This window comes from Mycobacterium sp. UM_11 (assembly GCF_001414075.1).
Classification (GTDB): domain Bacteria; phylum Actinomycetota; class Actinomycetes; order Mycobacteriales; family Mycobacteriaceae; genus Mycobacterium.
Genome location: NZ_LATC01000079.1, coordinates 1 through 22347, shown reverse-complemented (window position 1 = coordinate 22347; position 22347 = coordinate 1). Strand labels below are relative to the sequence as shown.

Below are 22347 nucleotides of genomic sequence, written 5' to 3'. Positions count from 1 at the left end.
CTCGGTCTCGGTCAGGTTCCGCATCAGGGCCTGGAAGCCCGCGAGAAAAGCGATGCCGAGGACGGGCAATCCCGAACCGAGAAACCAGACCACCATCGTCCGGCCCATGATCCCGGCCGAGAAACGCCGCGGGGGTGGCCCCGCCTCCAGCGCCTGCGCCGCGACGGGACGCAGGGCGAACTCGGCGATTAGATAGCTGGCGGTGGCCACCAGGACGCCGCAGATGCTCACCGCCACCAGGAACCGCGGGATGAACAGCGTGTTGATCAGGCCGTAGAGCGTCGTGTACACCACCGCCCCGACACCCCACAAAATGAGGAGGAAGCGAGCGATCCGCCACGGGGCCAGGAAGGTGTTGCGCTCGTCTTCCGCGTTCGGCGAACGCTCCTCGATCGCCCAGCGCAACGAGATCACGGTCCGGCGGGTGATCCAATACGTGCCCACCGCCAGCGCCAGCGCGATGTAGGCCGGTGAGACCCCGAACGTAATCCAGGCCGGCGCGTCGTGGAAGATGCTCGGCTGCGGCACGGCGACGATCACCAACAGCAGCGCGACCACGATGCCGATCAGGTTGGCGCCCAGCACCAGCACGGTGAGGATGAGCTGGATGCGGATTCGGCGACGGCGCTGGCTCTCGGAGACCCGGCCCAGCAGCAGGGAGCCGTACGCCGGGGTCTCCGGTAGCCGGCCGCTCTGACGGGTGACCGTCTCGAGCACCCGCCCGATGCGTCTCGCCAAGCTCTGGGTGGCCGACATGGTGGCGTCAGCCTAATTTGTCGGCCACGCTCTAAGGTGAGTCGGGTGCGTCTAGTGATCGCCCAATGCACCGTGGACTACGTCGGCCGGCTCACCGCGCATCTTCCGTCGGCGCGCCGGCTGCTGCTGTTCAAGGCCGACGGATCGGTCAGCGTGCACGCCGACGACCGGGCCTACAAGCCGCTGAATTGGATGAGCCCGCCCTGCTGGCTGACCGAGGAGCCCGGCGACGACGCGCCCGTGTGGGTGGTGCAGAACAAGGCCGGCGAACAGCTGCGCATCACCGTCGAGGACGTCGAGCACGACTCCAGCCACGACCTCGGGGTGGACCCCGGGCTGGTCAAGGACGGGGTCGAGGCCCACCTGCAGGCGTTGCTCGCCGAGCACGTGCAGCTGCTCGGCGAGGGCTACACGCTGGTACGTCGCGAGTACATGACCGCCATCGGGCCCGTCGACCTGCTCTGCCGCGACGAGCGAGGCGGCTCGGTCGCGGTGGAGATCAAGCGGCGCGGCGAGATCGACGGCGTCGAACAGCTGACCCGTTACCTCGAGCTGCTCAACCGTGACAGCGTGCTCGCGCCGGTGAAGGGGGTGTTCGCCGCCCAGCAGATCAAGCCGCAGGCGCGCACCCTGGCCACCGACCGCGGGATCCGTTGCATCACACTGGATTACGACAAGATGCGGGGGATGGACAGCGACGAATACCGGCTGTTCTGAGCCCGGCGGCTAGGCTGGCGGCATGGCACGGCGCCGCACACCGCCCCGCCGGCACCGGCCGTCGTCGCCGCCCCCGGAGTTCCGCCGGGTGGAGATCGGGCCCGACGGGCACGAATACGAGGTCCGCCCCGTCGCGGCGGCCCGTGCGGTCAAGACCTACCGCTGTCCCGGATGTGATCACGAAATACGCTCGGGCACCGCACATCTGGTGGTGTGGCCGACCGATCCAACCCTCGGGGGATCCGACGATCGGCGCCATTGGCACGCCCCGTGCTGGAGCCACCGCACCACGCGGGGCCCGACCAGGAAGTGGTCGTGATCAGGCGGCCGGTTCGACCAGCTCGATGAGCACGCCGCCGGCGTCCTTGGGGTGGATGAAGTTGATCCGCGAGTTTGCCGTGCCACGACGCGGCGTCTCGTAGACGAGCCGGATGCCCTGGGAGCGCAGGTGCTCGACCAGGCTGTCGAGGTCGGTCACCCGGACCGCCATCTGCTGGATGCCCGGCCCCCGCTTGTCGAGGAACTTGGCGATGGTCGAGGAGTCGTCGATCGGGGCCATCAGCTGGATCTGCGCGGTGCCCGCGGGGGCGCCGCGCACGGCCAGCATGGCCTCGCGGATTCCCTGGTCGGAGTTGACTTCCTCGTGCACCAGGATCATGCCGAGGTGGTCGTGGTACCACGCGATTGCGGTGTCCAGGTCGGCGACTGCGATGCCGACGTGATCGATCGCCGTCACCAGCTCGGTGGCGAGGACCTGACGGGCGTCAACTTGATCGGTCGTCATCACATAAAGGTAACCTGGCGGCAAAGATTGCGCTTCTCCGGGAGGCCGAATCGGCCGTCCGCGGACCCTTGGGAGGTTGTTATGACGACGTCGGTGATCGTTGCTGGAGCGCGCACGCCGATCGGCAAGTTGATGGGTTCGCTGAAGGATTTCTCGGCGAGCGACTTGGGTGCGATCGCGATCGCCGGCGCGCTGGAAAAGGCCAACGTGCCCGCCTCGCTGGTCGAGTACGTGATCATGGGCCAGGTGTTGACCGCCGGGGCCGGCCAGATGCCCGCACGCCAGGCGGCGGTTGCGGCCGGCATCGGCTGGGACGTTCCCGCGCTGACGATCAACAAGATGTGCCTGTCCGGTATCGACGCCATCGCGCTGGCTGACCAGCTCATCCGCGCCGGCGAGTTCGAGGTGGTGGTGGCCGGCGGCCAGGAGTCCATGACCAAGGCGCCGCATTTGCTGATGGACAGCCGGGCTGGCTACAAGTACGGCGACGTCACGGTCCTGGACCACATGGCCTACGACGGCCTGCACGACGTCTTCACCGACCAGCCGATGGGCGCACTCACCGAGCAGCGCAACGACGTCGACAAGTTCACCCGCGCCGAGCAGGACGAGTTCGCTGCGCGGTCGCATCAGAAGGCCGCCGCGGCGTGGAAGGACGGAGTCTTCGCCGACGAGGTCGTTCCGGTCAACATCCCGCAGCGCAAGGGTGATCCGCTGCAGTTCACCGAGGACGAGGGGATCCGCGCCAACACCACCGCCGAGTCCCTGGCCGGCCTCAAACCGGCCTTCCGTAAGGACGGCACCATCACCGCCGGTTCGGCGTCGCAGATCTCCGACGGCGCGGCGGCCGTGGTGGTGATGAACAAGGCCAAGGCGGAGGAGCTGGGGCTGACCTGGCTGGTCGAGATCGGTGCGCACGGTGTCGTCGCCGGACCGGACTCCACGCTGCAGTCGCAGCCGGCCAACGCGATCAAGAAAGCTCTCAGCCGCGAGGGGATTTCGGTCGACCAGCTCGACGTCGTCGAGATCAACGAGGCGTTCGCTGCGGTCGCCCTGGCCTCGACCCGCGAACTCGGCGTCGACCCCGAGATCGTCAACGTCAACGGCGGCGCGATCGCGGTCGGGCACCCGATCGGCATGTCGGGCGCCAGGATCACCCTGCATGTGGCCCTGGAGCTGGCCCGGCGCGGCTCCGGCTACGGCGTGGCGGCCCTGTGCGGGGCGGGCGGCCAGGGCGACGCGTTGATCCTGCGGGCAAACTGAGCGGCGCCCGGACGACGCGCGTCGACGTTGCTGGCGCGACGGCCGCGGGAACTTTTGTGATCTTCGTCATACCGGCCGCTCGGGTGCCCCTTCGGGGCGCCTGCGGGCCGCCGAACGCCCGGTGGATGGGCCGGCGATGGGCATGACAAACTTGACGGCGTGACGCGTCCGCGACCCTCAATCGGCCCCGCGCTGGCCGGTGCCGTCGACTTGTCCGGTCTCAAGCAGCGGGCCCAGCAGCAACCGCCGGCCGGCGGGACCGGCGGCGCCGCAACGCCGGCCGCCGAGGGTGGCCCCGGCGTCTCGGCCATCACCGAGGCGAACTTCGAGAGCGACGTCCTGCTGCGGTCGGAGGAAGTGCCCGTCGTGGTCCTGCTGTGGTCGCCGCGCAGCGACGCGTGTGTCCAACTGCTGGACACGCTGTCCGGCATGGCGGCGCAGGACAACGGCCAGTGGTCCCTGGCCACGGTCAACGTCGACGTGGCGCCCAGGGTCGCCCAGATATTCGGCGTCGACGCCGTCCCGACCGTCGTGGCCTTGGCCGCCGGGCAGCCCATCTCGAGTTTCCAGGGCATGCAGCCGCCCGACCAATTGCGGGGCTGGCTGGATCAGATCTTGTCGGCGACGGCCGGAAAGCTAAGGGGCCCAGCCGGTTCCGCGGATGCCGAGGTGGTGGACCCTGAGCTGGCCGCCGCGCGCGAACAGCTCGAGGCGGGCAACTTCGCGGGCGCCAGGGACGCCTACCAGGCGATTCTGGACGCCAACCCGGGCAGCGTCGAAGCGAAGGGCGCGATCCGGCAGATCGACTTCCTCATGCGCGCGACCGCCCATGCACCGGACGCCCCCGCGGCGGCCGATGCGTCCCCGGGCGACATCGACGCGGCCCTGGCGGCCGCGGACGTGCAAATCCTCAATCAGGACGTGAGCGCCGCGTTCGAGCGCCTGATCGCGTTGGTGCGCAGCACATCCGGCGACGAACGCACGCGGGTGCGCACCCGGTTGATCGAGCTTTTCGAGCTCTTCGATCCGGCCGACCCCGAGGTCGTCGCCGGACGGCGCAACCTCGCCAACGCGCTCTACTGAGGGCCTACTCCGGTTCGAGCCACAGGGCCGAGTTGGGCGGCAACACCAGCACCGCCGACGCCGGCCGGCCGTGCCACGGGTCCTCGGTGGCGTCGACGCCGCCCATGTTGCCGATGCCGGAGCCGTTGTAGTCGGTGGCGTCGGTGTTGAGCACCTCGCGCCAGCGGCCCGCGGACGGCAGGCCGAGCCGGTAACCGCTGTGCTCGCTGCCGGCGAAGTTGAACACGCAAGCCATGACCGAGCCGTCGCTGCCATACCGCAAGAAGCTCAGCACGTTGTTGGCCGAGTCGTTCGCGTCGATCCAGGAGTAGCCGTCGGGAATGGTGTCCTGGCTCCACAGCGCCGGGCGGTTGCGGTAGATGGCGTTGATGTCGCGCACCATGCGTAGGACGCCGTTGGAGAAGCCCTGCTCGTCGAGTTGCCACCAGTCCAGGCCGCGCTCCTCGGACCATTCGGCGCGCTGGGCGAATTCCTGCCCCATGAACAGCAATTGCTTACCGGGATGCGCCCACTGGTAGGCGAGCAGGCTGCGCAGCCCGGCGGCCTTGACGTGGTTATTGCCCGGCATCCGCCCCCACAGCGTGCCCTTGCCGTGCACCACCTCGTCGTGGCTGATCGGCAGCACATAGTTCTCGCTGAACGCGTAGAGCATCGAGAACGTCATCTCGTGGTGGTGGTAGTTGCGGTAAATCGGGTCGCGGCTGATGTAGTCGAGGGTGTCGTGCATCCAGCCCATGTTCCACTTCATCGAAAAACCCAGGCCGCCAAGGTTTGTCGGGCGTGTCACGCCCGGCCACGACGTCGACTCCTCCGCGATGGTGACGATGCCCGGGGCCGACTTGTGCACCGTGGCGTTCATCTCCTGCAGGAACTGCACGGCCTCCAGGTTTTCCCGGCCGCCGTAGATGTTGGGGGTCCAGCCGCCTTCCGGGCGTGAGTAGTCCAGGTACAGCATGGACGCCACCGCGTCCACGCGCAGGCCGTCGACGTGGTACTCCTCGAGCCAATACAGCGCGTTGGCCACCAGGAAGTTGCGCACCTCGTTGCGGCCGAAGTCGAACACGTAGGTGCCCCAATCCAATTGCTCGCCACGCTTGGGGTCGGAGTGCTCGTAGAGGGGGGTGCCGTCGAACCGGCCCAGCGCCCAGGCGTCTTTGGGGAAGTGCGCCGGCACCCAGTCCACGATGACGCCGATGCCGGCGCGGTGCAGCGCGTCGACGAGCGCCCGGAACTCGTCGGGTGTGCCGAACCGCGACGTCGGCGCGAAGTACGACGTCACCTGGTAACCCCATGACCCGGCGAAGGGATGCTCGGCGACGGGAAGCAGCTCGACGTGGGTGAACCCGTGCTCCACAACGTAATTGGTCAGCTCCTCGGCCAGCTGCCGGTAGTTCAGCCCGGGGCGCCATGAACCGAGGTGAACCTCGTAGGTGCTCATCGGCTCGAAGACCGGGTTGCGCTGGGCGCGCTGTTCCATCCAGTCGGCGTCCTGCCAGGAGTACTTGCTGCGCGTCACCCGTGAGGCGGTGTGCGGCGGCACCTCGGTGGCGAAGGCCATCGGGTCGGCCCGATCGGTCACCACGCCGTCGGCGCCGTGCACGCGGAACTTGTACAGGCCGTCGGCGGGAAAATCGGGCCAGAACAGCTCCCACACCCCGGAGGACCCCAGTGAGCGCATCGGGGCGTCATTGCCCGTCCAGCCGTTGAACTCACCGATCAGGCTGACGCCCTTGGCGTTGGGCGCCCACACCGCGAACGACACCCCGTTGACGACCCCGTCGGCCGTGGTGAACGAGCGCGGGTGCGCGCCAAGGACTTCCCAGAGTCGCTCATGGCGGCCCTCGTTGAACAGGAAGAGGTCGACCTCGCCCAGGGTGGGCAGAAAGCGGTAGGCGTCGGCGACGACGTAGGGGTCGGAACCCTCGTATTTCACCTGCAGCCGGTAGTCGATCAGGTTGGTGAACGGCAACGCCGTTGCGAACACGCCGGATTCGATGTGCTGCAGCGGGAATTTGTCCTCGCCGACGAGCGCGACCACCTCGGCGGCATGCGGGCGGAACGCGCGGATGACGGTGTGGTCGGTGTACTCGTGGGCGCCCAGGACGCCGTGCGGGTTGTGATGCGTGCCCGCCAGCAGGCGCGACAGGTCGGCCGGGTCCGGGGCCAGGTGCGTCTTGGCGAGTTGGTCGGCTTGGCTCATGTCACAATCCCTCCGGTCCGTGTGGTGGCCTGCGGAGCAGCTTCATTCGCGACTCCTGTGGGATGAGCGGCATGTTGATCACATGCGCGACGGCCCGCGCAGGGTCGATGCGAACGTAGTTTGCTTGCCCCCATTGGAATTCCTGGCCGGTGATTTCGTCGCGCACCCAAAATCGCTCGTAGGGCTCCATACCCAATGCCGCCATGTCTAAAAACAGGGTGGCTTCCTCGGCGCCGTACGCGTTGAGCGTCACCACCACCAACACGCAGTCGCCGGTGGCCGGGTCGAACTTGCTGTAGGCCAACAGCGCATCGTTGTCCACGCTGTGGAAATGGATGGTGCGCAGCTGCTGCAGCGCGGGGTGCAGCCGCCGAATCGAGTTGAGCAGCGTGATGAACGGCTCGAGCGAACGCCCCTCGGCCAGAGCGCCCGCGAAATCGCGCGGCCGCAGCTCGTACTTCTCGGAGTCCAGGTACTCCTCACTGCCCTCCCGCACCGCGCGGTGTTCGAACAGCTCGTAGCCCGAGTACACGCCCCAAGCCGGACCCATGGTCGCCGCCAGCACCGCGCGGATGGCGAACATTCCCGGGCCGTTGTGCTGCAGGATGGCGTGCAGGATGTCGGGGGTGTTCACGAACAGGTTCGGCCGCCGGAAATCCGCGGCGGCGGCGATGGCGTCGCCGAACTCGGTGAGTTCCTGCTTGGCCGTGCGCCAGGTGAAGTAGCTGTAGGACTGGGTGAAGCCGAGCTTGGCCAGCCCGTACTGCCGGGCCGGCGGGGTGAAGGCCTCCGACAGGAAAAGCACGTCGGGGTCGATGCTCTTGGCCTGGGCGATCAGCCATGCCCAGAAGTTCGGCGGCTTGGTATGCGGGTTGTCCACCCGAAAGAACTTGACCCCGTGGTCCATCCAGTGCCGCACGACGCGCAGCACCTCGTCGTAGAGGCCGGCCGGGTCGTTGTCGAAGTTGAGCGGGTAGATGTCCTGGTATTTCTTGGGCGGGTTTTCCGCGTAGGCGATGGTGCCGTCGGGCAATTCGGTGAACCACTCGCGATGCTCGCGGGCCCACGGATGGTCCGGTGCGCACTGCAACGCCAGGTCCAGTGCCACCTCCATGCCCAGTTCGCCCGCCGCGGCCACGAACGCGTCGAAGTCCTCGATGGTGCCAAGCTCCGGATGGATGGCGTCGTGGCCGCCCTCGTCACTACCAATTGCCCAGGGGGAGCCCACATCTGAAGGGGCGGCGGTCGGAGAGTTGTTGCGGCCCTTGCGGTGGATCTTACCGATCGGGTGGATCGGCGGCAGGTACACGACGTCGAATCCCATTGCCGCGATGCGGGGAAGCTGGGCGGCCGCCGTGGCGAACGTGCCGTGCACGGGTTTGCCTTTGGCGTCCCACCCGCCGGTCGAGCGGGGAAACATCTCGTACCACGAACCGAAGCGCGCCAGCGGCCGATCCACCCAGACCCCGTACTGATCGCCGCGGGTGACCAAATCGCGCAACGGATACTCGGCGAGGATCTCGTCGATCTCCGGCGCCAGGGCCAGCGCGGTGCGGGTGGTCGGGTCCCCGGGGCTTCGCAGCGCCGTGGCGGCCGCCAGCAGCGGGTCGCGCCGCGCGCGCGGCACCCCGGTGGCGGCGCGCTCGTACAGCGCGGCCCCCACCAGCAGGTCGTTGGACAGTTCGGTCTCGCCCTGACCGGCCTCGAGCTTGGCGACCAGACCGTGCCGCCAGGAGTCGATGGGGTCACCCCAACCGTCCACTCTGAACGTCCACAGGCCGACCCGGTCGGGCGTGAATTGGCCGTGGAACACGTAGGGCTCGAGGCCCAGTGTCATCGGCAGGAGCAGCGGCTTGATCCGTTGCTGGTCCACGCCGCCGTCGACCTCGGATGCGAGCTTGACCGGAGCCTGCACCGCCTTGAGTCGGCGCGTCTCGGTCACTTGCGGATAGCGTGGCCCGAGGTAGCGCACCACCAGGGTCGCCGCGACGGCCTCGTGGCCTTCCCGCCACACCGCCGCGCTGACCGGTACGGTCTCGCCGACCACGGCCTTGGCGGGATAAGCGCCGCAGGAGACGACGGGTTGGACGTTATCGATCTCGACACGACCAGGCACAACACTCCATTTCCGAATCGTCGTCGGCTGGTTCCGATTGTGTGCGGCCAAACCGCGGTGTGCTCCGTCGCGGAATGCCTCTCGTCTGGCGAAACTTCCTGTCGTGGGGAACTTCCTCTGCGGGGAAGCGCCGTTGCGGCCCCAGTAACTAACCGATACCCACCCTAGTGTCCGGTCACACCCTTGGCTCGAAAAGCGCTCTCCGCCGCCGTGCACCGAGCGAAATCCTCAGTAAGGTAAGGACGCGTGAAAGCCCTCCGCCGCTTTACCGTCCGAGCTCACCTTCCCGAGCGGCTGGCCGCGCTGGACCAGCTGTCGACCAACTTGCGATGGTCATGGGACAGGCCCACCCAGGACTTGTTCGCGACGGTGGACGCGGGGTTGTGGCAGCGGTGCGGCGCCGACCCGGTCGCGTTGCTGGGCGCGGTCAATCCGGCCCGCCTCGACGAGCTGGCGCTCGACGAGGCGTTCCTCGGTCGGCTCGACCAACTGGCCGCCGACCTGAACGATTACCTGAGCCGTCCGCTCTGGTATCAGCAGCAGCAGGCCGAAGGTCGGGCGATGCCGGCGGCCATCGCCTACTTCTCGATGGAGTTCGGCGTCGCCGAGGTGCTGCCCAATTACTCGGGCGGTTTGGGCATCCTCGCCGGGGACCACCTGAAGGCGGCGTCGGACCTGGGCGCGCCGCTGGTGGCGGTCGGCCTCTACTACCGGTCCGGGTATTTCCGGCAGTCGCTGACCGCGGACGGCTGGCAGAACGAGACCTACCCGTCGCTGGACCCGCAGGGGCTGCCGTTGCGGCTGCTCACCGATGCCGCCGGCGACCCCGTCCTGGTCGAACTGACGCTGCCCGACGCCGCCCAGCTGCACGCGCGGATCTGGGTGGCGCAGGTGGGCCGGGTGCCGCTGCTGCTGCTCGATTCCGACGTCCCCGAGAACGAGCACGAGCTGCGCAGCATCACCGACCGGCTGTACGGCGGCGACCAAGAGCACCGGATGCGTCAGGAGCTGCTGGCCGGCATCGGCGGGGTGCGCGCGATCCGCGCGTTCACCGCCATCGAAGGCCTGCCCGCCCCCGAGGTGTTCCACATGAACGAGGGGCACGCCGGGTTCCTCGGAGCCGAACGCATCCGCGAGCTGATGACCGATGCGGGGCTGGACTTCGACACCGCGCTGGCCGTCGTGCGCTCCAGCACGGTCTTCACCACCCACACCCCGGTGCCCGCCGGCATCGACCGGTTTCCGATCGACATGGTGCGGCTCTACTTCGACGGGCATGTCGAGGAGGACGCCGGCAAGAAGACCGAGAAGGCCGGTGGCAAGAGCGCGCCCGTGTTGTTGCCGGGCGTGCCGACCGCCCGCGTTCTCGCGCTCGGCGCCGAGGACGATCCGACCAAATTCAACATGGCGCACATGGGTCTGCGGTTGGCGCAGCGGGCCAACGGCGTATCGCTGCTGCACGGCGAGGTGAGCCGGGCCATGTTCAGCGAGCTGTGGTCGGGCTTCGACGCCGACGAGGTGCCGATCGGGTCGATCACCAACGGAGTTCACGCGCGCACCTGGGCGGCTCCGCAATGGTTGCAGTTGGGGCACGAGCTGGCGGGTTCGGACTCGTTCGCCGACCCGGGTGTCTGGCTGCGCCTGAACCAGGTTGATTCGGGCCATCTTTGGTGGATCCGGTCCCAACTGCGCTTGCTTTTGGTCGAGGACGTGCGGCGGCGGCTGCGCAAATCGTGGCTGGAACGCGGGGCGTCCGACGCCGAATTGGGTTGGATCGCAAAGGCGTTCGACCCCGACGTGCTCACCATCGGTTTCGCGCGGCGGGTGCCCACGTACAAGCGGTTGACGCTGATGCTGCGCGACCCGGAGCGGCTCGAACGCCTGCTGGTCGACGAGCAGAGGCCGATCCAGCTGATCGTGGCGGGGAAGTCGCACCCGGCCGACGACGGCGGCAAGGCGTTGATCCAGCAGGTGGTGCGCTTCGCCGACCGGCCGGAGGTGCGGCACCGCATCGCGTTTCTGCCCGACTACGACATGTCCATGGCGCGGCTCCTGTACTGGGGATGCGACGTCTGGTTGAACAACCCGCTGCGGCCGCTGGAGGCCTGCGGCACGTCCGGGATGAAGAGCGCGCTCAACGGCGGGTTGAACCTGTCCATCCGCGACGGCTGGTGGGACGAGTGGTACGACGGCGAAAACGGTTGGGAGATACCGTCCGCCGACGGTGTGACGGACGAAACCCGTCGCGACGACCTGGAGGCCAGCGCCCTCTACGACCTCCTGGAACAGTCCGTGGCGCCCAAGTTCTACGAACGAGACGAACACGGGGTGCCGCCGCGCTGGATCGAGATGGTGCGGCACACCTTGCAGACGCTCGGGCCGAAGGTACTGGCGTCGCGGATGGTGCTCGATTACGTGCAGCAGTACTACCTGCCCGCGGCGCAGTCGCTGCGCAGGACCGTGGGGCCAGCCGAGGACGGCGAGGACGGCGGCGAGTTCGGCGCGGCGCGCGAGGTGGCGGCCTACCGTCGGCGCGCGGAGGAGGCCTGGCCCAAGATCACCATCACCGACGTCGACAGCACCGGATTGCCGGACACCCCCGTGCTCGGCTCCAAGTTGACCCTGACGGCCACCGTCGCGCTGGACGGGCTGGCGCCCGACGAGGTCACGGTCCAGGGCCTGGTGGGCCGGGTGGACTCCAGCGATGCGCTGCTGGACCCGGTCACCGTCGAGATGTCGTACACCGGCACCGCCGAAGGGGGCAACCAGGTGTTCTCGACGACGCTGTCGTTACCGCTGGCGGGTGCGGTCGGGTACACGGTGCGCGTGCTGCCCCGTCACCCGATGCTGGCCTCCAGCGCCGAGTTGGGTCTGGTCACCCTGGCCCGCTGACCGTCGGCGGCCCCTCCGGCGCGGCGCGCAGTCGCTCCAGCGCCGCGCGGACCTGCGCGGGGTCGGTGGTCTGCCAGAACGGCGGCAGCGAGGCGCACAGGTAGGCGCCGTAGCCGGCGGTGACCATCCGCGAGTCCAGCACCGCGACCACTCCGCGGTCGGTGACGCGCCGCAACAGCCGGCCCGCGCCCTGGGCCAACAACAAGGCGGCGTGGCTGGCGGCGACGGCCATGAAACCGTTGCCGCCGCGCGCGGCGACCGCGCGCTGCCGGGCGCCCAGCAGCGGGTCGTCCGGCCGCGGAAACGGGATGCGATCGATGAGTACCAGGGACAGCGACGGCCCGGGAACGTCGACACCCTGCCACAGCGACAGCGTGCCGAACAGCGAGGTCTGAGGGTCGGCGCTGAACTGCTCGACCAGCGCGGAGGTGCTGTCGTCACCCTGACACAGCACCGGCGTCGACAATCGCTGGCGCATGGCCTCGGCGGCGGCCCGCGCGGCGCGCATCGACGAGAACAGGCCCAGGGTCCGCCCGTCCGCCGCGGTGATGAGCTCGGCGATCTCGGCCAGCTGCTCGGCCGAGCCGGTGCCGTCCCGCCCCGGCGGCGGCAGGTGGGCGGCGACGTACAGAATGCCGGCCTTGGCGTGGTGGAACGGCGAACCGACGTCGACACCGCGCCAGCGCGCAGCGGGGGCGTCGGGAGCGGTCAGGCCCCACGCCGCGGCCATCGCGTCGAAGGTTCCGCCGATGGCCAGGGTCGCCGACGTCAACACCGCGGTGGATCGGGAGAACACCCGCTCGCGCAGCAGGCCCGCGACCGACAGCGGCGCCACCCGCAGCACCGGGCGCATCGCGCCCCGGTTGTCCTCGTGATCCAGCCAGACCACATCTGTGCGATCGGGGATCGCCGGGGCGAACGAGGTGAGGACCCGCGACGCGGTATCCGATATCTCGGCGAGCGCCGCGATCGCCTCGGCGCGTGCCGCGGCCGCTTTCGCGTCGCTGGTGGTGTCGATCGCCGAGCGCGCCGCGCCGGCGGCGTCGCGCAGCGCGGTCAGGTAGGTCGCCAGCTCGTCGTCGAGGCGGTCGATGCGGCCCGGGGTGGCGTCATGGATGGCCGCGGCGAAGTTTGCCGTCGCGGCCTCCAAGCGTTGGGACAGTTCGGGATTGACCAACCGGGCGATCCGGCGCGCCGCTACGCCCAGGGCGGCCGGCGTCAATTCCGCGGTGGCCACCGACGTGACCCGGTCGACCAACTCGTGGGCCTCGTCCACCACCAGCAGCGCGTGTTCGGGCAGCACGGCCGATTCGGAGACGGCGTCGATAGCAAGCAGCGCGTGGTTGGTCACCACGATGTCCGCCGCGCCGGCCCGGCCGCGCGCCCGTTCGGAGAAGCACTCGGTGCCGAACGGGCAGCGGGCCACGCCCAGGCATTCCCGCGCCGAAACGCTGACCTGCGACCAGGATCGATCCGGCACACCGGGTTTCAGGTCGTCGCGGTCGCCGGACTCGGTCGTCGACGCCCAGGCGGTGAGCCGTTGGACGTCGCGGCCCAGCGCGGTGGCCGCCATCGGATCGAATAGTTCCTCCTGCGGCCGGTCGCCGGCGTCTTCCTCGGCCTCGGCGCCACCGTTGTGAATCTTGTTCAGGCACAGATAGTTTCGTCGGCCCTTGAGCAGTGCGAACTGCGGGCGGCGCGGCAGCGCGCCGGCGATCGAGTCGATCAGCCTGGGCAGGTCGCGATCGACGAGCTGGCGCTGCAGCGCGATGGTGGCCGTGGACACGACGACCGGCGAATCGTCGTCGATGGCGCGAACGATCGCGGGCACCAGGTATGCCAGCGACTTTCCCGTGCCGGTGCCGGCCTGCACGACCAGGTGCTCACCGCTCGCGAACGCCCGCGCGACGGCGTTGGCCATCTCGAGTTGACCGCCGCGCTCACTGCCGCCCAGCCCGGCCACGGCGGCGGCCAGCAACTCGGGCACGGACACTTCGGACGTGGCTACCCTCTCTGGTGCTACCGGTGACCGGCGGGAATCTGCGTCGTCGGGATCGCGGGCTCGCCGTGCGACAGGTTCAGGCCCTCCCACGGCAGGCTGCGCAGTCCGGAAGCTACCAGCTCGCGCGCCTCGGCCACATTCGGTTTGGCGACGACGTCGCCCCCGCGGACCAGCGGGACGGTCAGCACCCGGGCCGGTTCGCTCGCGGTGGGCCGGCGGCCCGCCGGGTACACCACCTCCTCGGTGACGGTGCCCGACGGCCGCGTCAGGCGCAGCGCCTCCTTGCGGCCGCCGCGGGATTCCTTGCGGCTGCTGCGCTTTTGCACCGGTATCCCGTCCACTTCGACCAGTTTGTAAACCATGTTCGCGGTCGGCGCGCCCGAACCCGTCACGAGCGACGTGCCGACGCCGTAACTGTCCACCGGTTCGGCGCCCAGGGCCGCGATGGAGAACTCGTCGAGGTCACCGGAGACCACGATGCGGGTGCCGGTGGCGCCCAACCCGTCGAGCTGGTCGCGGACCTGGCGCGCCAGCACGCCCAGCTCACCGGAGTCGATCCGCACCGCACCGAGCGACGTCCCGGCGGCGGCGACGGCGTTGGCCACGCCGGTCGTCACGTCGTAGGTGTCGACCAGCAACGTGGTGTCGACGCCCAGCGCCTCGACCTGCGCCCGGAACGCGGCCAGTTCGGTCTCTTCGGCGGTTTGGTCGCTCGCGTGCAGCATGGTGAACGCGTGCGCCGAGGTGCCCTGCGCGGGTATGCCGTATCGGCGCTGGGCCTCGAGGTTGGAGGAGGCGGCGAAGCCGGCGATATAGGCGGCACGCGCCGCGGCGACCGCGGCGTATTCGTGGGTCCGGCGCGATCCCATCTCGATCAACGGTCGGTCCCTGGCCGCACTGACCATCCGCGCCGCCGCCGAGGCCACCGCCGTGTCGTGATTGAAGATCGACAACGCCAGCGTCTCCAGCACGACGCATTCGGCGAAAGTGCCGGTCACCGACAGGACGGGGGAGCCGGGGAAGTACAGCTCGCCTTCGGCGTAGCCGTCGATGTCACCGCCGAACCGGAAATCACCCAAGTAGCGCAACGTATCTGGATCGAGGAACTGCGCCAGCACGTCGCACGCCTCGTCGTCGAACCCGAACTGCGGCAACGCCGCGAGCAACCGGCCGGTCCCGCAGACCACGCCGTAACGACGGCCCTCGGGCAGTCGGCGGGCGAACAGTTCGAAGGTCGTCGGGCGGTCGGCGGTGCCGTCTTGCAGCGCGGCCGCCAACATCGTCAACTCGTACTTGTCGGTAAGCAGCCCAGTTACGACCGCGTCGTTCATTCCATAACGGTATCGGCTGCCGTCGGGGGCTCGGAAACCTCACCTGTCGCTCGGTATCGTGTAGACCATGGTTGTTATGTCAGCGCCCACTAAGCCGGGCACTACAGGACAACGTGAGTCCGCGCCGGTAGAGGTAACCGCGAGTCCGTGGGTCACCATCGTCTGGGATGACCCGGTCAACCTGATGACCTATGTGACGTACGTGTTCCAAAAGCTGTTCGGCTACAGCGAGCCGCACGCCACCAAGCTGATGCTGCAGGTGCACAACGAAGGCAAGGCGGTGGTGTCGGCCGGCAGCCGGGAGTCCATGGAAGTCGACGTGTCCAAGCTGCATGCTGCCGGATTGTGGGCGACCCTGCAGCAGGACCGGTGATCTTCGAGGGCTTCGGCGATCACCTGTGCGCAAATGGAAGCGCGTCGAGACCGCGGACGGTCCCCGTTTCCGGTCCGCCCTGGCGTCTCACGAAGCCGCCCTGCTGAAGAACCTGGCCACCGCCATGGTCGGGTTGCTCGATGAGCGTGAATCATCCTCGCCCGCAGACGAACTCGAGGAGATCACCGGCATCCGGACCGGAAACAGTGATCCGCCGAAGGACCCGACCCTGCGCCGGCTGCTGCCCGATTTCTTCCATCCCGACCACCGCAACGCGTCGGACCCCGAGGCGGCGAACAGCCTCAACGCCGCGCTGCGCAGCTTGCACGAGCCCGAAATCATCGAGGCCAAACGCGTTGCCGCACAACGCTTGTTGGAATCCGTTCCGAACGACGGCGGCCGCTTCGAGCTGACCGAGGACGACGCCAACGCGTGGATCGCGGCCGTCAACGACATCCGCCTGACGCTGGGCGTGATGCTCGAGGTCGGCCCGCAGGGACCGGAGCGCCTGCCCGCCGACCACCCGCTGGCGGTGCACTTCGACGTCTATCAATGGCTGACCGTGTTGCAGGAGTACCTGGTCCTGGTGCTGATGGGCAGGCCGGCCGGATGAACGCCATCACCGACGTCGGCGGCATCCGCGTCGGTCACCATCACCGACTCGACCCCGACGCGACCATGGGCGCCGGGTGGGCCTGTGGCGTCACCGTCGTGCTGACCCCGCCCGGGACCGTCGGCGCCGTCGATTGCCGCGGCGGCGCCCCCGGCACCCGCGAGACCGACCTGCTCGACCCCGCCAACACCGTCCGGTACGTCGACGCGGTGCTGCTCGCCGGCGGCAGCGCCTACGGCCTGGCGGCCGCCGACGGGGTGATGCGCTGGCTGGAGGAACGCGAACGTGGCGTGGCGATGACCGGCGGGGTGGTGCCCATCGTGCCCGGCGCGGTGATCTTCGACCTGCCCGTCGGCGGCTGGGACCGTCGCCCGTCGGCGGAGTTCGGGTACCGGGCCTGCGAAGCCGCCGAAGCGGCGGGCGCGCCGGACGTCGGGAGCGTCGGCGCGGGCGTGGGGGCGCGGGCCGGGGTGTTCAAGGGCGGCGTCGGGACCGCCTCGACGGCGTTGCCGTGCGGGGTGACCGTGGGCGCGGTGGTCGTGGTGAACTCCGCCGGGGACGTCGCCGACCGGGCCACCGGCCTGCCGTGGATGGCGGACCTGGTGCACGAGTTCGGGCTGCGACAGCCGCCGGCGGAGCAGGTCGACGCCTTCGCGCAGTTGCCCACCGCGGCGGGCCCGCTGCAGAACCCGCTCAACACCGTGATTGCCGTGGTGGCCACCGACGCGGCACTCAGCGCGGCCGCATGCCGGCGCGTCGCCGTCGCCGCCCAGGACGGCCTGGCCCGCGCCGTCCGCCCGGCGCACACCCCGTACGACGGCGACACGGTGTTCGCGCTGGCGACCGGGGCGGTGGAGGTCCCGCCCCCACCCGACGCGCCCGCCTCGTTCTCGCCGGAGATGCGGCTGGCCGCGGAGGTGGGCGCCGCCGCGGCCGACTGCCTGGCGCGTGCGGTGCTGGTCGGCGTGTTCGCCGCGGAATCGGTGGCGGGGATACCCACCTACCGCGACGTGCTGCCCGGGGCGTTTGCCCGATGATGAGTTCGCCGCCGGCCGCGCCGGTAACCTGCAGCTATGGCTAAGACCACCCCGACGGGACGATCGGGTGCATCCGGGGCGCGGGCGAAGCGGCCCGCGTGGATGGTCGGCGGGGCCACGATCCTCACCTTCGTCGCGCTGCTCTACCTCATCGAGCTGATCGACCAGCTGACCCGGCATTCGCTGGACGCGAACGGCATCAGGCCGCTCGAGGCCGACGGGCTGTGGGGGATCGTCTTCGCCCCGGTGTTGCACGCCAATTGGCAGCACCTGATCGCCAATACGATCCCGCTGCTGGTGCTGGGTTTTCTGATGACGCTGGCCGGGCTGAGCCGGTTCGTCTGGGCCACCGCGATCGTGTGGATCCTGGGCGGCTTCGGCACGTGGCTGATCGGCGACGTGGGCAGCTCCTGCGGGCCCACAGATCACATCGGCGCCTCCGGCCTGATCTTCGGCTGGCTGGCCTTTTTGCTGGTGTTCGGGATCTTCGTCCGGCGATTCACCGACATCGTGATCGGGCTGGTGGTGCTGTTCGCCTACGGCGGAGTGCTGCTGGGCGCCATGCCGGTGCTGGGCAGGTGCGGGGGCGTGTCGTGGCAGGGGCACCTGTGCGGCGCGATCGCCGGCGTCATCGCCGCGTACTGGTTGTCCGCGCCGGAACGCAAGGCGCGTGCCAACAGAAAGGGCGGCGCCGCCACGCCGCGACCCTCCGCATGAGCTCGCCGTTGGCGCCCGTCGGGATCTTCGACTCCGGCGTCGGGGGACTGACGGTCGCGCGGGCGATCATCGACCAACTCCCCGACGAGGACATCGTCTACGTCGGTGACACCGGCAACGGGCCGTACGGTCCGCTCACCATTCCGGAGGTGCGCGCGCACGCGTTGGCCATCGGCGACGACCTGGTCGGGCGCGGCGTCAAGACGTTGGTGATCGCGTGCAATACGGCGTCGGCCGCCTGCCTGCGTGACGCCCGCGAGCGTTACGACGTACCCGTCGTCGAGGTGATCCTGCCGGCTGTGCGCCGCGCGGTCGCCACGACGCGTAACGGCCGGATCGGGGTCATCGGCACGCAGGCGACCATCAACTCGCACGCGTATCAGGACGCGTTCGCGGCGGCCCGCGACACCGAGATCACCGCCGTGGCCTGCCCGCGCTTCGTCGACTTCGTCGAGCGGGGCGTGACGAGCGGCCGTCAGGTGCTCGGGCTGGCCGAGGGATACCTCGAACCGCTGCAGCGCGCCCAGGTCGACACGCTGGTGCTCGGGTGCACGCACTACCCGCTGCTGTCGGGGCTGATCCAGCTGGCGATGGGGGAGCACGTGACCCTCGTGTCGAGCGCCGAGGAAACCGCCAAGGAGGTGCTGCGGGTGCTCACCGAGCGCGACCTGCTCCGACCGCATGATGCGCCGCCCGCGACCCGGGTCTTCGAGGCCACCGGCGACCCCGAGGCATTCACCCGATTGGCGGCCCGATTTCTGGGTCCCGCGGTCACCGGCGTGCAACCCGTTCACCACGTGCGGATCGACTAGCTCCGATGGCGAGATTCTCATCACATGAATGCGGCGATGTTTTCGTCACGGTCCCATCGGGCATGGCACAGTAGTGTCCGTGCGAATAACCGTGCTCGGCTGCTCGGGCAGCGTGGTGGGGCCGGATTCGCCCGCGTCGGGATATCTGCTCCGGGCACCGGACACCCCGCCGATGGTCATCGACTTCGGCGGCGGTGTGCTTGGCGCGCTCCAGCGCTATGCCGATCCCGCCTCCGTGCACGTGCTGTTGTCCCATCTGCACGCCGACCACTGTCTGGATCTTCCCGGTTTGTTCGTGTGGCGCCGGTACCACCCGTCGCGACCGGACGGCAAGGCGTTGTTGTACGGGCCCGGCGACACCTGGTCCCGCCTGGGCGCGGCGTCGTCACCCTACGGCGGCGAAATCGACGACTGCTCAGACATTTTCGACGTTCGGCACTGGGTCGACGGCGAGCCGGTCACGTTCGGGTCGCTCACCGTGACGCCGCGGGTGGTGGCCCACCCGACGGAGTCCTACGGCATGCGGATCACCGATGCCACCGGCGCCTCGTTCGTCTACAGCGGCGACACCGGCGTCTGCGACCAGCTCGTCGAGCTGGCCCGCGACGCCGACGTCTTCCTCTGCGAAGCCTCCTGGACCCACTCGCCGGACCGCCCGCCCGCCCTGCACCTGTCGGGTACCGAGGCCGGCAGGATCGCGACCGAGGCCGGCGTCCGCGAGCTGCTGCTGACGCACATCCCGCCGTGGACCTCGCGCGAGGACGTGATCACCGAGGCCAAGGCGGAGTTCGACGGACCCGTGCATGCGGTGGTGTGCGGCGAAACGTTCGATATCCGCCGCTCTGAAAGGGTCTGACCGTCCCGCGTTAGGGTTGCGTCGTGACCAGACGAGAAGACGGCCGCCTTGACGACGAGCTTCGCCCGGTAGTCATCACCCGCGGTTTCACCGACCATCCGGCGGGATCGGTGCTGATCGAATTCGGCCACACCAAGGTCATGTGCACCGCCAGCGTCACCGAGGGGGTGCCGCGCTGGCGCAAGGGATCCGGTCTGGGTTGGCTGACCGCGGAGTACGCGATGCTGCCATCGGCCACCCACACGCGCTCCGACCGCGAATCCGTGAAGGGGCGGTTGTCCGGCCGCACCCAGGAGATCAGCCGGCTGATCGGCCGGTCGCTGCGGGCCTGCATCGACCTTAGGGCGTTGGGGGAGAACACGATCGCCGTCGACTGCGACGTGTTGCAGGCCGACGGCGGCACCCGCACCGCCGCCATCACCGGCGCCTTCGTGGCGCTGTCCGACGCCGTGACCTACCTGGCCGCGGCGGGCAAGCTGTCCGACCCGCGGCCGCTGTCGTGCGCCATCGCGGCGGTCAGCGTCGGGGTGGTCGACGGCAGGATCCGGGTGGACCTGCCCTACGAGGAAGACGCACGCGCCGAGGTCGACATGAACGTCGTCGCCACCGACACCGGGACCCTCGTCGAGGTTCAGGGCACCGGTGAGGGGGCGACCTTCCCGCGGTCGACGCTGGACAAGCTGCTCGACGTGGCGCTGGCCGCCTGCGACAAGTTGTTCGCCGCCCAGCGTGAGGCGCTGGCCCAGCCGTATCCGGGCGAGCTGCCCGAGGGGGCGCCGCCGCCGAAGGCGTTCGGCAGCTGACGCGCGTATTGGTCGCCAGCCGCAACCCCAAGAAGCTGGCCGAATTGCGCCGGGTGCTCGACGCCGCCGGCCTGACGGGGCTGACGTTGCTGTCCTTGCGGGACGTGCCCCCCTTCGATGAGGCGCCCGAAACGGGCGCGACCTTCGAGGACAACGCGCTGGCCAAGGCGCGGGACGCGTTCGCCGCGACCGGGCTTGCCGCGGTGGCCGACGACTCCGGTCTTCAAGTGGCCGCGTTGAACGGGATGCCCGGGGTGCTCTCGGCGCGCTGGTCGGGCAACCACGGCGACGACGCCGCCAACACCGCGCTGCTGCTCGCGCAGTTGCGCGACGTGCCCGACGAACGGCGCGGCGCCGCGTTCGTGTCCGCCTGCGCCCTGGCCGGGCCGACCGGCGAGGTCGTCGTCCGCGGCGAGTGGCCCGGCAGCATCGCGCGGGCACCGCGCGGCGACGGCGGCTTCGGTTATGACCCGGTCTTCGTTCCGAACGGGTCCGGGCGCACCGCCGCGGAACTCAGCCCCGAAGAGAAGGACGCGGTCTCCCATCGCGGGCGCGCCCTCGCGCTGTTGGTGCCGGCGCTGCGCGAGTTGGTCTAGCGCGCCTTAAAGGCCGAAGCGGGTCTTGACGTCCCTGGTCTGGACCTGCTCGACGATGATGCCCAGCACCGGGATGGTCCCCGCGAGCAGCACACCTATCGTCTTGGCAATCGGCCACCGCACCTTGACCGCCAGATTGAACGCGGCCAACACGTAGATGAAGTAGACCCAGCCGTGGACCACCTCGATCCAGCGGATCTCGTGGTGCATGACGAGGTGCGAGACGATCTCGTAGCACAGCGCGATCAACCAGAGGCCGGTCGTCCACGCCATGATCCGGTAGGCGAGCAGTGCGGTGCGAATCTTCTCGATGGGGAAGGCGGACGCCGGCGCTCCGGGCGGCTCGGGTGTGGTCATGCGGTGGTCCTGTTCTGTTTTTCGGTGTCCTGTTTGGCCAACTCGGCAAGGTAGGCGTTGTACTCCGCGAGCGCCGGATCGTCGGGCGGCTGGGGCGTCGGCTTGGGGCGCTCGGGGAGCAAGCCGGCGGGAATCTCGGATTGGGCTTCCCGCCGGGGCTCGGGTGGCATCTCTTCGTAGCGGACGTATTTGCGGTAGGCGTACACGCAGAACCAAGCGAACAGCGGCCATTGCAACGCGTAGCCGAGGTTCTGGAACGTGCCCGAGACCGACTGGAACCTGGTCCACTGCCACCAGCCCAGCGCCAGGCATCCGCACGCCGCGACGATCACCAAGGCGATCAGCGCGGGCCTGCGACGACGGGTGGTGGACACCCCATGAACCTACCGCTCACGACTTGGGGCCGACGAATTCGTCGAGGCGCGCTGTCGGCGGGTAGGGCCGCGAACGCAGCGGTACGATCGGCACGCTGCGGGCGTGATGAAATTGGCAAACATGCCGGCTTTAGGTGCCGGTGCTCGTGAGAGCTTGAGGGTTCGAGTCCCTCCGCCCGCACCACCAGTTCTCCTTCGCAAGGCGTTAAACCCTCCGTGCGGGGTACCTGCATCTGCACGGGACACAAGGAGACGCCATGGACACCGCAGGCCAGTCACGCGACGAAGTCTTCACTGCACAAGATGTCGAGCGCGCCGAACGTAGAGCCGCGCAGGCTCGCGAACGCGCCGCACACGCGGGGCTGTCGGCGGCCCGGAGCTTCGAGGACTCCGCCCGCAAACACGAAGAAGTCGCGAAGGTGCAAGACCGAACCGTCGAACTAGGCGTGTCTCACGTGGGCGTGCACCGCAAATCCGCGGCGAAGCACCGGGAAGCGGCGGTCGAGGACCGCAAGCTGGCCCAACTCAAGCGCGAGGAGTCCGAGGCCGACTTGGCGCTCGGGGCCGAGGGCTAGGTGTACTGACCTGAGAGGTTAGGTACGCGAGTGGCGGGTGGTTGGCCGCCGAGTGCGGTGTGGCCGCGGTGGTGATTGTAGGTGTGGAGC

General features: G+C 69.2%; 21 protein-coding genes, 1 tRNA gene and 1 pseudogene. 15 read left to right on the top strand and 8 right to left on the bottom strand.

The window, feature by feature from the left end:
- Positions 1-756 (bottom strand): annotated as a pseudogene (locus WU80_RS18390) (hypothetical protein); the annotation flags it as partial.
- Positions 757-801: 45 nt separating this feature from the next.
- On the opposite strand from WU80_RS18390, the gene nucS reads away from it, so the two are divergent.
- Positions 802-1473, top strand: a complete 672-nt coding sequence (gene nucS, locus WU80_RS18385; RefSeq protein WP_055404485.1) for an endonuclease NucS — start codon at positions 802-804, stop codon at positions 1471-1473.
- A 22-nt stretch (positions 1474-1495) separates the two neighbouring features.
- Positions 1496-1792: a hypothetical protein gene (locus WU80_RS18380; protein ID WP_055404483.1), complete on the top strand. Its 297-nt coding sequence runs from the start codon at positions 1496-1498 to the stop codon at positions 1790-1792.
- On the opposite strand, the gene mce is transcribed toward WU80_RS18380, so the two are convergent.
- Positions 1793-2260 (bottom strand): methylmalonyl-CoA epimerase, encoded by a 468-nt coding sequence (gene mce, locus WU80_RS18375; RefSeq protein ID WP_197281288.1) that lies wholly within the window; start codon positions 2258-2260, stop codon positions 1793-1795.
- Between the two features lie 78 nt (positions 2261-2338).
- On the opposite strand from mce, the gene WU80_RS18370 reads away from it, so the two are divergent.
- Both WU80_RS18370 and WU80_RS18365 read left to right on the top strand, forming a co-directional pair.
- Positions 2339-3520: an acetyl-CoA C-acetyltransferase gene (locus tag WU80_RS18370; protein ID WP_055404478.1), complete on the top strand. Its 1182-nt coding sequence runs from the start codon at positions 2339-2341 to the stop codon at positions 3518-3520.
- 159 nt (positions 3521-3679) lie between these two features.
- Positions 3680-4603 carry a tetratricopeptide repeat protein gene (locus WU80_RS18365; protein ID WP_055404476.1) on the top strand — a complete coding sequence of 308 codons (924 nt, stop codon included), beginning with the start codon at positions 3680-3682 and terminating at the stop codon, positions 4601-4603.
- 4 nt (positions 4604-4607) lie between these two features.
- Here the strand turns inward: WU80_RS18365 and glgB are convergent, their stop codons facing one another.
- Entirely contained in the window at positions 4608-6803 is a 2196-nt protein-coding gene (glgB, locus tag WU80_RS18360; RefSeq protein WP_055404474.1) for a 1,4-alpha-glucan branching protein GlgB, read from the bottom strand.
- 1 nt (position 6804) lies between these two features.
- On the bottom strand, positions 6805-8919 hold the full coding sequence (locus tag WU80_RS18355; protein WP_055404472.1) for an alpha-1,4-glucan--maltose-1-phosphate maltosyltransferase: 2115 nt from the start codon (positions 8917-8919) through the stop codon (positions 6805-6807).
- A 246-nt stretch (positions 8920-9165) separates the two neighbouring features.
- Between WU80_RS18355 and glgP the strand changes: the two genes are divergently transcribed.
- Entirely contained in the window at positions 9166-11811 is a 2646-nt protein-coding gene (gene glgP / locus WU80_RS18350; RefSeq protein WP_055404470.1) for an alpha-glucan family phosphorylase, read from the top strand.
- On the opposite strand, the gene WU80_RS18345 is transcribed toward glgP, so the two are convergent.
- Both WU80_RS18345 and WU80_RS18340 read right to left on the bottom strand, forming a co-directional pair.
- Entirely contained in the window at positions 11795-13804 is a 2010-nt protein-coding gene (locus tag WU80_RS18345) for an ATP-dependent DNA helicase (RefSeq protein WP_156349646.1), read from the bottom strand. The two genes, glgP and WU80_RS18345, sit on opposite strands and share 17 nt — an antisense overlap.
- 26 nt (positions 13805-13830) lie before the next feature.
- Positions 13831-15144 carry a nicotinate phosphoribosyltransferase gene (locus tag WU80_RS18340; protein WP_055404468.1) on the bottom strand — a complete coding sequence of 438 codons (1314 nt, stop codon included), beginning with the start codon at positions 15142-15144 and terminating at the stop codon, positions 13831-13833.
- A gap of 67 nt (positions 15145-15211) precedes the next feature.
- Between WU80_RS18340 and clpS the strand changes: the two genes are divergently transcribed.
- The 8 genes from clpS (at position 15212) to rdgB (ending at position 20951) form a co-directional block, all read left to right on the top strand.
- A complete protein-coding gene (gene clpS / locus WU80_RS18335; protein WP_055404466.1) occupies positions 15212-15517 on the top strand; it encodes an ATP-dependent Clp protease adapter ClpS in 306 nt (101 codons plus the stop codon).
- Positions 15518-15542: 25 nt separating this feature from the next.
- Complete coding sequence (locus tag WU80_RS18330) at positions 15543-16130, top strand: DUF2017 domain-containing protein (RefSeq protein WP_055404464.1); 588 nt, start codon at positions 15543-15545, stop codon at positions 16128-16130.
- Positions 16127-17167, top strand: a complete 1041-nt coding sequence (locus WU80_RS18325; RefSeq protein WP_055404462.1) for a P1 family peptidase — start codon at positions 16127-16129, stop codon at positions 17165-17167. Before WU80_RS18330 ends, WU80_RS18325 begins: the two co-directional genes overlap by 4 nt.
- A 36-nt stretch (positions 17168-17203) precedes the next feature.
- Complete coding sequence (locus tag WU80_RS18320) at positions 17204-17884, top strand: rhomboid family intramembrane serine protease (RefSeq protein ID WP_231633853.1); 681 nt, start codon at positions 17204-17206, stop codon at positions 17882-17884.
- Entirely contained in the window at positions 17881-18696 is an 816-nt protein-coding gene (gene murI, locus WU80_RS18315) for a glutamate racemase (protein ID WP_055404457.1), read from the top strand. The genes WU80_RS18320 and murI overlap by 4 nt, the downstream gene beginning before the upstream one ends.
- A 73-nt stretch (positions 18697-18769) precedes the next feature.
- Positions 18770-19552 (top strand): cyclic nucleotide-degrading phosphodiesterase, encoded by a 783-nt coding sequence (locus tag WU80_RS18310; RefSeq protein WP_055404455.1) that lies wholly within the window; start codon positions 18770-18772, stop codon positions 19550-19552.
- A 23-nt stretch (positions 19553-19575) separates the two neighbouring features.
- Entirely contained in the window at positions 19576-20355 is a 780-nt protein-coding gene (gene rph / locus WU80_RS18305) for a ribonuclease PH (protein WP_055404453.1), read from the top strand.
- A complete protein-coding gene (gene rdgB / locus WU80_RS18300) occupies positions 20352-20951 on the top strand; it encodes an RdgB/HAM1 family non-canonical purine NTP pyrophosphatase (protein WP_055404451.1) in 600 nt (199 codons plus the stop codon). Before rph ends, rdgB begins: the two co-directional genes overlap by 4 nt.
- A gap of 6 nt (positions 20952-20957) precedes the next feature.
- Here the strand turns inward: rdgB and WU80_RS18295 are convergent, their stop codons facing one another.
- The gene (locus WU80_RS18295) at positions 20958-21308 is read right to left on the bottom strand and encodes a DUF3817 domain-containing protein (protein ID WP_055404449.1); all 351 of its coding nucleotides are present in this window, start codon (positions 21306-21308) and stop codon (positions 20958-20960) included.
- A complete protein-coding gene (locus tag WU80_RS18290) occupies positions 21305-21682 on the bottom strand; it encodes a hypothetical protein (protein ID WP_055404446.1) in 378 nt (125 codons plus the stop codon). The genes WU80_RS18295 and WU80_RS18290 overlap by 4 nt, the downstream gene beginning before the upstream one ends.
- A 97-nt stretch (positions 21683-21779) precedes the next feature.
- Between WU80_RS18290 and WU80_RS18285 the strand changes: the two genes are divergently transcribed.
- Both WU80_RS18285 and WU80_RS18280 read left to right on the top strand, forming a co-directional pair.
- Positions 21780-21866, top strand: a tRNA-Leu gene (locus WU80_RS18285).
- 73 nt (positions 21867-21939) lie between these two features.
- A complete protein-coding gene (locus tag WU80_RS18280) occupies positions 21940-22257 on the top strand; it encodes a hypothetical protein (RefSeq protein ID WP_055404444.1) in 318 nt (105 codons plus the stop codon).
- Positions 22258-22347: the final 90 nt, after the last annotated feature.